This window comes from Psychrobacillus mangrovi (genome assembly GCF_037104765.1).
Lineage (GTDB): Bacteria > Bacillota > Bacilli > Bacillales_A > Planococcaceae > Psychrobacillus > Psychrobacillus mangrovi.
Genome location: NZ_JBAWSY010000015.1, coordinates 69,318 through 78,808 on the forward strand (window position 1 = coordinate 69,318; position 9,491 = coordinate 78,808).

11 protein-coding genes and 1 rRNA gene are annotated in these 9,491 nt (G+C 36.1%); 9 read left to right on the forward strand and 3 right to left on the reverse strand.

From position 1 onward, the window contains the following. The first annotated feature begins 13 nt into the window (after positions 1 to 13). From truA to rpsI, 3 genes are all read left to right on the forward strand, one after another. Positions 14 to 760 carry a tRNA pseudouridine(38-40) synthase TruA gene (truA, locus tag WAX74_RS16085; RefSeq protein WP_413788982.1) on the forward strand — a complete coding sequence of 249 codons (747 nt, stop codon included), beginning with the start codon at positions 14 to 16 and terminating at the stop codon, positions 758 to 760. Positions 761 to 931: 171 nt separating this feature from the next. Further along, positions 932 to 1,369, forward strand: a complete 438-nt coding sequence (rplM, locus tag WAX74_RS16090; protein ID WP_336498681.1) for a 50S ribosomal protein L13 — start codon at positions 932 to 934, stop codon at positions 1,367 to 1,369. Positions 1,370 to 1,391: 22 nt separating this feature from the next. Next, the gene (gene rpsI / locus WAX74_RS16095; RefSeq protein ID WP_336498682.1) at positions 1,392 to 1,784 is read left to right on the forward strand and encodes a 30S ribosomal protein S9; all 393 of its coding nucleotides are present in this window, start codon (positions 1,392 to 1,394) and stop codon (positions 1,782 to 1,784) included. A gap of 113 nt (positions 1,785 to 1,897) precedes the next feature. Here the strand turns inward: rpsI and WAX74_RS16100 are convergent, their stop codons facing one another. Further along, a complete protein-coding gene (locus WAX74_RS16100; RefSeq protein ID WP_336498683.1) occupies positions 1,898 to 2,962 on the reverse strand; it encodes a C45 family peptidase in 1,065 nt (354 codons plus the stop codon). 269 nt (positions 2,963 to 3,231) lie between these two features. Between WAX74_RS16100 and WAX74_RS16105 the strand changes: the two genes are divergently transcribed. The 4 genes from WAX74_RS16105 to WAX74_RS16120 all read left to right on the forward strand — a co-directional run bounded on the left by WAX74_RS16105 (position 3,232) and on the right by WAX74_RS16120 (position 7,043). Then, a complete protein-coding gene (locus tag WAX74_RS16105; RefSeq protein ID WP_336498684.1) occupies positions 3,232 to 4,437 on the forward strand; it encodes an MFS transporter in 1,206 nt (401 codons plus the stop codon). After that, positions 4,415 to 5,125: a GNAT family N-acetyltransferase gene (locus WAX74_RS16110; RefSeq protein ID WP_336498685.1), complete on the forward strand. Its 711-nt coding sequence runs from the start codon at positions 4,415 to 4,417 to the stop codon at positions 5,123 to 5,125. Before WAX74_RS16105 ends, WAX74_RS16110 begins: the two co-directional genes overlap by 23 nt. A 48-nt stretch (positions 5,126 to 5,173) precedes the next feature. Then, on the forward strand, positions 5,174 to 5,911 hold the full coding sequence (locus tag WAX74_RS16115; RefSeq protein ID WP_413788983.1) for an N-acetylmuramoyl-L-alanine amidase: 738 nt from the start codon (positions 5,174 to 5,176) through the stop codon (positions 5,909 to 5,911). 79 nt (positions 5,912 to 5,990) lie between these two features. Next, positions 5,991 to 7,043 (forward strand): Mrp/NBP35 family ATP-binding protein, encoded by a 1,053-nt coding sequence (locus tag WAX74_RS16120; protein WP_336498686.1) that lies wholly within the window; start codon positions 5,991 to 5,993, stop codon positions 7,041 to 7,043. 31 nt (positions 7,044 to 7,074) lie between these two features. Here WAX74_RS16120 and gerD read toward each other — a convergent pair whose 3' ends face one another. After that, on the reverse strand, positions 7,075 to 7,674 hold the full coding sequence (gene gerD, locus WAX74_RS16125; RefSeq protein ID WP_413788984.1) for a spore germination lipoprotein GerD: 600 nt from the start codon (positions 7,672 to 7,674) through the stop codon (positions 7,075 to 7,077). Between the two features lie 126 nt (positions 7,675 to 7,800). Here gerD and WAX74_RS16130 point away from each other — a divergent pair, with 126 nt between their 5' ends. Then, positions 7,801 to 8,481: a KinB-signaling pathway activation protein gene (locus tag WAX74_RS16130; protein WP_336498688.1), complete on the forward strand. Its 681-nt coding sequence runs from the start codon at positions 7,801 to 7,803 to the stop codon at positions 8,479 to 8,481. Positions 8,482 to 8,517: 36 nt separating this feature from the next. Here WAX74_RS16130 and WAX74_RS16135 read toward each other — a convergent pair whose 3' ends face one another. Next, the gene (locus WAX74_RS16135; protein ID WP_336498689.1) at positions 8,518 to 9,183 is read right to left on the reverse strand and encodes a hypothetical protein; all 666 of its coding nucleotides are present in this window, start codon (positions 9,181 to 9,183) and stop codon (positions 8,518 to 8,520) included. Positions 9,184 to 9,428: 245 nt separating this feature from the next. Between WAX74_RS16135 and WAX74_RS16140 the strand changes: the two genes are divergently transcribed. Beyond that, a 16S ribosomal RNA gene (locus WAX74_RS16140) occupies positions 9,429 to 9,491 on the forward strand; the annotation flags it as partial.

The window sequence follows — 9,491 nt, forward strand, 5'->3', positions numbered from 1 at the left end:
ACGAGGTGTGTGTGTGAGATTAAAAGCAATCGTCAGTTATGATGGAAGTGGGTTTTCTGGATATCAGGTGCAACCAGGGAAACGAACTGTTCAACTAGAGCTAGAACGTGTTCTTGGTGTCATGCATAAAGGAGAATCCATAAAAGTAGTTGCTAGTGGACGAACAGATGCTGGTGTTCATGCTACGGGACAAGTCATTCATTTCGATAGTTCGCTAACGCTACCAATGGAACGTTGGAGAACTGCACTAAATGTACAGCTTCCCGGGGATATACGCATTCTAGTTGTAGAGCAAGTGCGTGATGATTTTCATGCAAGGTACGATGCTACTGGTAAAACATATCGTTATATTTGGTCATTAAATGAAGTCCAAAGTCCCTTTGAGCGAAATTATTCTGTACATGTAGATCGAAATAAACCTAATGTGGAATTAATGAGAGAGGCAACTGTCCACTTATTGGGAACTCATGATTTCTCCAGTTTTTGTGCTTCTAATACTAGTGTAAAAGATTTCGTAAGAACTATTCATTCTGTTAAATTCGAAGTGAAAAAAGAGTCGAATCAATTGCATATGGTCATTAACGGAAATGGTTTTTTATATAATATGGTTCGTATAATTGCAGGAACTTTATGGGAAATTGCAATCGGGAAAAAAAGTGTGGAGGAGATGCGGACCATAGTCGATTCTTGCGATCGAAAGAGAGCAGGAAAAACCGCGCCACCACACGGTTTATACCTGGAAAATGTAGAGTATTTCTAATGAAACAACCTTTCCAGGTGTTTTATGAAAAATACTTGACTTAATGAAGTATCCGGGGTATGATGATGTATGGTATTTTCATTAACCCCACAATATAAGCCCCGAAACTTATTGGTATGAGGATATAGAAAATTTTAGATCGATTATGATTGAATTAGGAGGACAAAATACATGCGTACAACATTCATGGCTAAAGGTCACGAAGTAGAACGTAAATGGTTAGTAGTTGACGCTGAAGGCCAAACTCTTGGTCGTTTAGCTTCAGAAGTAGCTGCTATTTTACGTGGTAAAAACAAACCAACATTCACACCAAACGTTGACACAGGTGATCATGTGATCATTATCAACGCGGACAAAATTCATTTAACTGGGAACAAGTTAAATGACAAAATTTACTACCGTCACACTCAATTTGCAGGTGGACTTAAACAACGTACTGCATTAGAAATGCGTACTAAGTACCCAACAAAAATGATCGAGTTAGCAATTAAAGGGATGCTTCCTAAAAACACTATAGGACGTCAAATGTTCTCAAAACTTCACGTTTACGCTGGAGCAGAACACCCACATGCAGCACAACTACCAGAAGCATACGAGCTTCGCGGATAATTAATAAGAGGAGGACATACACTTGGCACAAGTTCAATATATCGGCACTGGTCGCCGTAAAAGTTCAGTAGCACGCGTACGTTTAGTACCAGGCGAAGGAAAAATCGTTATCAACAAACGTGACGTAGAAGATTACGTACCATACGAAACTTTACGTGAAATTATTAAACAACCATTAGTAACTACTCAAACTCTAGGTAGCTACGATATTCACGTAAATGTTAATGGTGGTGGATTCACAGGTCAAGCAGGAGCAATCCGTCATGGTATTGCACGTGCTCTACTTACAGTAGACCCTGATTTCCGTCCAGCATTAAAATCTGCAGGATTCTTAACACGTGACCCACGTATGAAAGAACGTAAAAAACCAGGACTTAAAGGCGCTCGTCGTGCACCTCAGTTCTCAAAACGTTAATATTGCGTTTCAAAGGCTCTCAACCACTTTGGTTGGGGGTCTTTTTTTATTATTAATATGAGAAAGACTTCTACCTATATACACCGATAGAAAAACATCTGTAACGAGATATGTTACAGATGTTTTATATTTTTGATTTCTTCCATATTGATAAAAGGAAGGTTTGAATCGAGTACGCCTTTTATACGTTTCGCTTTCATTTTTCCCCCTTGCATCCATTCGTTGAAATCAAATATAAGTGGTAATCGATCGCCACCAAGTGTAAATCCAATTCTCATTTCCTTTGGAAAATAGATGGAGGTATGTAAAGTACCTGCCCATGCTCCATATTTTTTAGAGAATACGCCTTTATCTGAGTCATTCATCATTCGGTATGCAGTATAAGGATCTGTTACGTAGTTTTGTTGTTGAAGAATCTCTTGCTGTCTTCGGAAGGAATCATCCGTACGATATCGATTTTCTTCCGTCAATTCTTCAAAATGATTTGTACATACATTTGATTGACGAACTTCTACCGCCCTTGGTGAAGCTTCCACCACAAAAGTCTCTCCTTTAGGATCCAATAAAACATAGCTGAATGAATGACGATGTGGAATTTCTTTCAAAAGATCAATTGCCTCTTCTACGTTTGCACACGTTTCTAAAATAATTCGACCAATCATATTACAGACAAAGCCATCACTTGAATTCTTTCTATTAATGAAGTTGTAGCCCATTGCAAGTCCTTTTTCATTCATCCCATCTGTACGACCTGTAATTTGCATGGAAGGACCGATTACGGCATATCCTCCATCGGTCGGTTGATAAATTGTAAAGCGTCCTTCATATGAAAATGGATGATTGTCATAGTTGCGAACCATATATTCAGTTCCTGTATAAATCGAACAACCGCTTCTTCCGTATTCAAGATAATATCCACCGAATTCTCGTATCGCATCTTCCATCTTCCAATTCAAAGAATCTGCAAGTCCTTGAATCTCATCCCAAATTTGAGGTGCAAATGTCAAAATTACATTTTGGAACTCTGATTCATTAATAATGAAGTGACGACTTTTTGGAGCCCACTGCTTTTTTCGATTTATTAATATTGGCGATTCTTTTAAAAGATTCCCTTGCATGTATCCGAAGTTATAATGATCTCCTTGAAATTGAACAATCTCACTGTATACATTCCCCATGATAGAATCCCCTCGGTTTTAATTAATACCTCTATTCTAAGTAATTGTGAGCAACTTTAAAAAAGAAACGACTTAATCAAAATGAGAAGATTGAAAAACTCCTAGTGCAGTAAATATAAAACCTAACAACATAGTATTACAGGAATGTTACTGGTGCCTGGCACCAGTAACATACCAGAAATAAAACTGGAACCAGAAATATTATATTGTTTCGTTGTTTTAGTAGGGTTATATTAAAAAGGAAATTATTACATATGAAGAGGTATATTATGAGAAATAAATTTAATGTTGTGACGACCACTATTCTGTTTAGTATTTTTATTGCTCGGTTTGGCACTTTTTTAGTGTTGCCGTATCTCACGTTGTTTTTATTAGATGAATTTCATTATTCAGGCTTTCAAATCGGGGCAATAATTTCTACCTTAGCGTTATCTAATTTGTTTATGAGTTTCTTTGTTGGACCTTATATTGATAAGTTTCGGAAGGATAAAGTCATCATTACCGGACTGATTGGTTATTTGGGGTGTTATTTTTATTTCCCATTTATCGATCATTATGCTGGGTTCATTTTGTTTGCGGCAGTATTGGGGATAAGTCAGGCTATAGTAGAACCTACTTATCGTGTGCTATTGAGTCTTTATACTGAGCCTGAAAATAGACGGTTCATCTTTAACATCCGGTACTTTTTAATTAATATTTCTGCGGCGATTGCTCCGTTAACGTCGGTCTATTTTCAACAATTTGGGATGGAGAAGCTGTTTTTCGCAGTTGGTTTTATTTTCTTTATTAATATTGTGACGTTCGCCGTTATCTTTAAAAAGTATCCAATGAAGCAAGTGGCGATAGACTCTAAGAAAATATCTATTTTTCAATCGTTCTATGTTTTTAAAAAGGATCATGCATTTAGCATATTTATATTAGCTTTAATTTTCATCAGTTTCGGTTATAGCCAATTCGATTCTACCTTTAGTCAGTATTTAGGTATTACATTTGATCATGAGCTAGCTATAACTTATTTTTCATGGCTCATCACAACCAATGCTATTACTGTCATAGTAATTCAATATTTTGTTTATAAGTTAGGGGAAGTAATTAGCACAACGACCTCTTTGATGATCGGAAGCGCTCTATTATCAATAGGTTTGTTTTTCTTTGGTCAGAATGAGCACATTTTCATGTTAATCATTGCGATGGTCATCTTTACTGCTGGAGAAGTATTAGTGTTCACGATGGTAGACATACATATCGATGACATGTGCGAGGACCATGAAAAAGGAACTTATTTTGCATTATCTGGCGTGAAATCGATTGGTAGGATAGCTGGACCGAGTTTGGGTGGGTTTCTATTAGATAGCTTGAATGGAGGGGGGATGGTGTTTACCATCATTGGATTTATTACTGTGCTGGCCGTACCATCCTTTTATTTAAGTAACAAAGTGAGGAGAGTTATAAATGCGCCTATTCAACATCATTAAAAACAATGCATATTGGTTAGTTGATCAAATTAAAATAGAAGGTAAGTCTGAGGAAGAATACAAAGAGGAATTTACAAAGCTATTAAAAGAATACGAGGAACAAAAAATTGAGTATTTATCATTACTTATGGAAGAAGACTTTGAAAACTGGTTACTTGCAAAAGGTTTTAGAAGAATTTCGGTTATCCATGAATATACAAAAGCATTAGAGAAAGAACAGCTAAATGAAAGTGATTTCATATTCCATGCTCTATCAGAAGGGTCAATGACAGATGAAGAATTTGCCGATGCATATGAATTATGTCGTTCAGGGTCGGCGAATAAAAACATTCCCCAGCCAATTGAACAAATAATGGCTGCACTTTCTCAAGAACTGGGAGATAACTGGAGAAGTCATTGCTATTATTTTTTAAAGGACAACGAATTGGTCGGAATCAGCATTCCGTATATAGAGATGGGTACAACTGATGAAGGGAGAATGTTCTACTTTGGTATCGTACCCAGTATGAGAGGTCTGGGACTTGGTGCTGAGATTCATAAGATAACGTTATATCTATTAAAAAAGATGAACGCCAATACGTACGTAGGAAGTACGGATGAAAGTAATGAGCATATGATCAATATTTTCAAGAAAAATGACTGTGTTATTAGAAATAAAAAAGGGATTTATCGAATAGATAAAGATTAAATAACTTGTTCCAAAAAGCTAACATACTCTTTGTCCCTCATACGTATAATGAGTGAAAAAGGAGCGATGAAACTGAAAAAATGGCTGGTTATTGGAGTATTGTTTTTAATCTCTTTAGTTGCTGTGTTTTATAGTACAAAAGCAAGCGATTTAAGTTTTTTCATGCCGGAACCATTAAGTGGAGTGAAAATAGTAATTGACCCTGGACATGGAGGTTTGGATGGAGGCGCCAGTCATGGAGAAACAGTAGAGAGAGATATTACGCTTTCTATGTCTCTAAAACTGGAAAAGGTCCTAAAAGAAAACGGAGCAACTGTTGTGATGACTCGCCGTAAAGAAGGGGACGCAATTGCTGAGCATGCTCCCGATGAAGATTTTCCAACAATCCGTTCAAGGAAGCGTGCGGATTTACTTCTACGGGAAGAGATTATCAATAACGCGGAAGCGGATATAGTAATCAGTCTACATGTAAATGCAGTTCCAGAGGAAAGATGGAGAGGTGCGCAAGTCTTCTATCATGCAGAAGGCCATGAGAATGGAGAATTATTAGCGAAATCCATTCAAGGAGCAATCCGTGAAGATATTGGGAATACAGAAAGAGAAGCACTTGCCATCAAACAGGTTTATATTTTAAAGAAATCAAAAGCACCTACTGTGTTATTGGAAACTGGATTTATAAGTAATAATGAAGAGAGAGAATTACTAAAATCCGATAAGTATCAAAAGCAAATGGTAGAAGCTGTTACAAAGGGTGTTCGTCGTTTTGTAGAAGATAATATTTACTAAGTCAATGTGAGGGAATGTAGACACTCGTATATGGTATACTATATTGCGAATAGTTTAACTTAAAGGGGAGTGTCTACAAATGATTAATGAGCAACAGGTAAGAGCATTATTAGGAGAATTAAACGATCCATTTTTACATAGAACATTAGAAGAAACAAACGGAATATCAGAGGTTTCTATAAAAGAAGAAAAAAATCACGTCAGTGTGAAACTAGCAATTGCTAAAATTAATTCTGCAGAGCAAATGCAATTGCAAGGGAAAGTAGTAGAAGTATTAAAGGATGCAGGAGCAGCAACTGTAGGTATTCGTTTTGAAGAGCTTCCAAAAGAAGTATTAGAGCAATTCCGCGGTCAAGCTAAAGAAAGTGATAATGAAAGCATCCTTTCTCCAAATAGTAAAGTGAAAATTATATCCATCGCTTCTGGTAAAGGTGGCGTTGGTAAATCAACTGTATCTGTAAACTTGGCGGTAGCACTTGCAAGATTAGGAAAAAAAGTAGGCTTAGTAGATGCAGACATTTATGGGTTTAGTGTTCCTGATATGATGGGTGTTAAAGATATGCCACAAATCAAAGAAGATCGTATTATCCCTGTAAATCGTAAAGGGGTAAAAGTTATTTCTATGGGATTCTTCGTAGAAAATAACACACCTGTTGTCTGGCGTGGACCAATGCTAGGGAAAGCTTTAGACCAATTCTTTAAAGATGTTGAGTGGGGAGAGTTAGACTATCTATTGTTAGATTTACCACCAGGTACAGGAGATGTTGCTTTGGATATTCATCAAATGCTACCTGCCTCTAAAGAAATAATAGTCACAACTCCGCATCCAACTGCTGCATTCGTAGCTGCAAGAGCAGGTGCAATGGCTTTACAAACAGATCATGAAATATTAGGTGTCATTGAAAACATGTCTTGGTATGAATCTAAATCTACTGGTGAACGTGAATATGTATTCGGTAAAGGTGGGGGACCAAAACTTGCCGATGAACTTCGTACGGAATTACTTGGTCAAATTCCTCTAGGACAACCTGATTGGAACGATATTGACTTTGCTCCATCTGTATATGGAGAAACACATGATACAGGTAAAATTTATTTAGATATTGCACAAAATGTAATTGAAAAAGCATAAAAAAAAGGCCGTTTCCCAAAAAGGAGCGGCCTTATTTTCCTGCTTCTTTTCCCTGTCCTGAACCCTTCCCTTCAGAACCACCACCACCGCCCTGCCCTTTGCCAGCCTCTTCTACTAGCTTTTGCCACTTGGTTTGTAATAAAGGACTTTGTATGGTTTCTTCTACTACTTTTTGCATTTCTTTGCGCATATCAGGAGATTGTAGTACTTTTCCTAACTCTTTATTCATTTCAGCGGAACCGAAAAAACTTTCAAGACTTTTTAAATATTCCGGATCCTTCATAAGAGTTTTCATTAATTCTTCCTGTTGTTTCATCATACTTTTTGCCATTGTCTCTGAAAACTTAGGGTCTTGATAAACTTCTTTCCAAAACTTTTCGGCATCTTTTGAAAGCATCGTTTGTTCTACGGACTTCTTCACTTGCTCGTTATCAATTACTAACAATCCTTGAAATTCAGGGTCATCTAAAAGCTTTCGAACAGATTTCTTTCCTTCTTCTGTTTGTAAAGCATCTATTACTACCTTTTTCATCTCATCATAAGAAGGCGGGGAAGAGGTAGGGCTACCGTTGCACCCAGACAGTAAGCCAATAGTTAATAAAATGAGGGCAAAATACTTCAAATCAATCACCATCCTTTCAATTATTGTTCACATTTTTTATATAAATATGTACTGAAGTAAGTAACAAATAGATTTTTTTGTAAATGGTTGTTACAATCTATATGGGAAATAGAAAGATATGGGGGATTTCTTGCTGTGACAATTCGAAATTGGATTAAATTTTTTCTAAATGCTATGTGGATAGGTGGACTAATCACAGGAGTGTTAGGTTTATTTATACGTTGGGACGATGCTTTTGCTAAATATTTTGAGGCTGGTCAATGGAGTGAGTTTTTTGCCGCATTAGCCTTTATGGTTGTAATGGGATTTACTATAAGCGTAATTACTCAAATGGGCTTTTTTGCATATTTAACAATTCATCAAATGGGTGTAAATATTTTTAGAACATTAACGTTATGGAATTGGGTACAATTATTAATAATAGTTATCGTTATTTTTGATTTAATTTTCTTCCGCTTTAAACCGAACGCAGAAACAACCGGACAAGTATGGTTATATGTTGTTTTATTATTTATAATGATCGCGACAGCTGTGATTGTTGCGATAACTAAAGCCAAAATAACAAAAAAACATACGTTAATATCTGCATTATTTTTTATGATTGTTGTTTCTACTTTAGAGTGGTTACCAGTATTAATGGTACGAGCTGACAACGTGGATAGCTGGGTGACATTATTATTATTCCCAATTCTCGCAGTTAATGCTTACCAATTATTAGCTTTACCAAAATACAATGCAAAATCAGATGTAGATAGAAAAAAACTAGAAGAACGTAGAAAAGCAAGAAAAGAAGCCGTTGCGGTAAAAACGAAATAAAAAATTGCTCTGACATATAATAGTCAGAGCAATTTTTTAATCAGGTATAGTTTTACTTTTAGTTGTTAAGCCAAATATATTTTGTTCAACAGAAAGAAGAGAGTCAGTTTTAAGTAGTTGATTTAATTGCTTTATATCTATTCTTTCCTCTTGATGGAGCGGTACACTTAGTATATCACCTTTCTTAAGCTTCGGAATTTGATCTCCTTTTACCCAGTATTTACTTGAACTTAGTAAATTGACCTCATGTTGCCATGCTATTTTTTGTAATTCCATAGGAAACACATAATCTTTTGTCCGAAACCAAAGTGGAAGTTCACCAATTGATTGTTCAAATTCATCGATTTCCTTTTTAAATAAATTAGGATCTTCTATATATTTAGCGCCATCTTGCCCTAATAGACTAATTGGGATACTCTTCTCTTTCATTATTTTAATAAGTGACGGGGAACGTTTTATCCAATCATTGCTAATGAAAAAATGTGGATAAGGTGCTTGCAAGTCCTTTATGAAAGTTTCCATATCCTCTTTACCAAAAGTTAAATCGATTGTGATTGTTTTGCCATGTGTTCCTTTAGAGACAACGGTAGGCTTTTCAGTTAACTGAAAAACGGGAAGCATAGAAGAATAATTATTTGGGATAATAAAAAATAGACTTAAAAATACTAGCACTGTTCCGATTAATAAAAGCTTTGTTTTCATTGTAAAATCGCACCTTTCCATTCTTTCTAATAAATTTTATGATTTAGTGTTGACATTCATGTTAAAAAGATGTTAAGATACAAAGGTCGCCAAAACAAAACGACAAAATGAACATTGAAAACTGAACATGCAAAACGTTAAGACATATAGCTTGATAGACTAACTTCGGTTAGTCGGAGAGCAAACAATTTTGACATCATTTAATGATGATGCCAGCAAAACAAAATGAGCTTTTTAAGTTCTCTATTATGGAGAGTTTGATCCTGGCTCAGGACGAACGCTGGCGGCGTGCCTAATACATGCAAGTC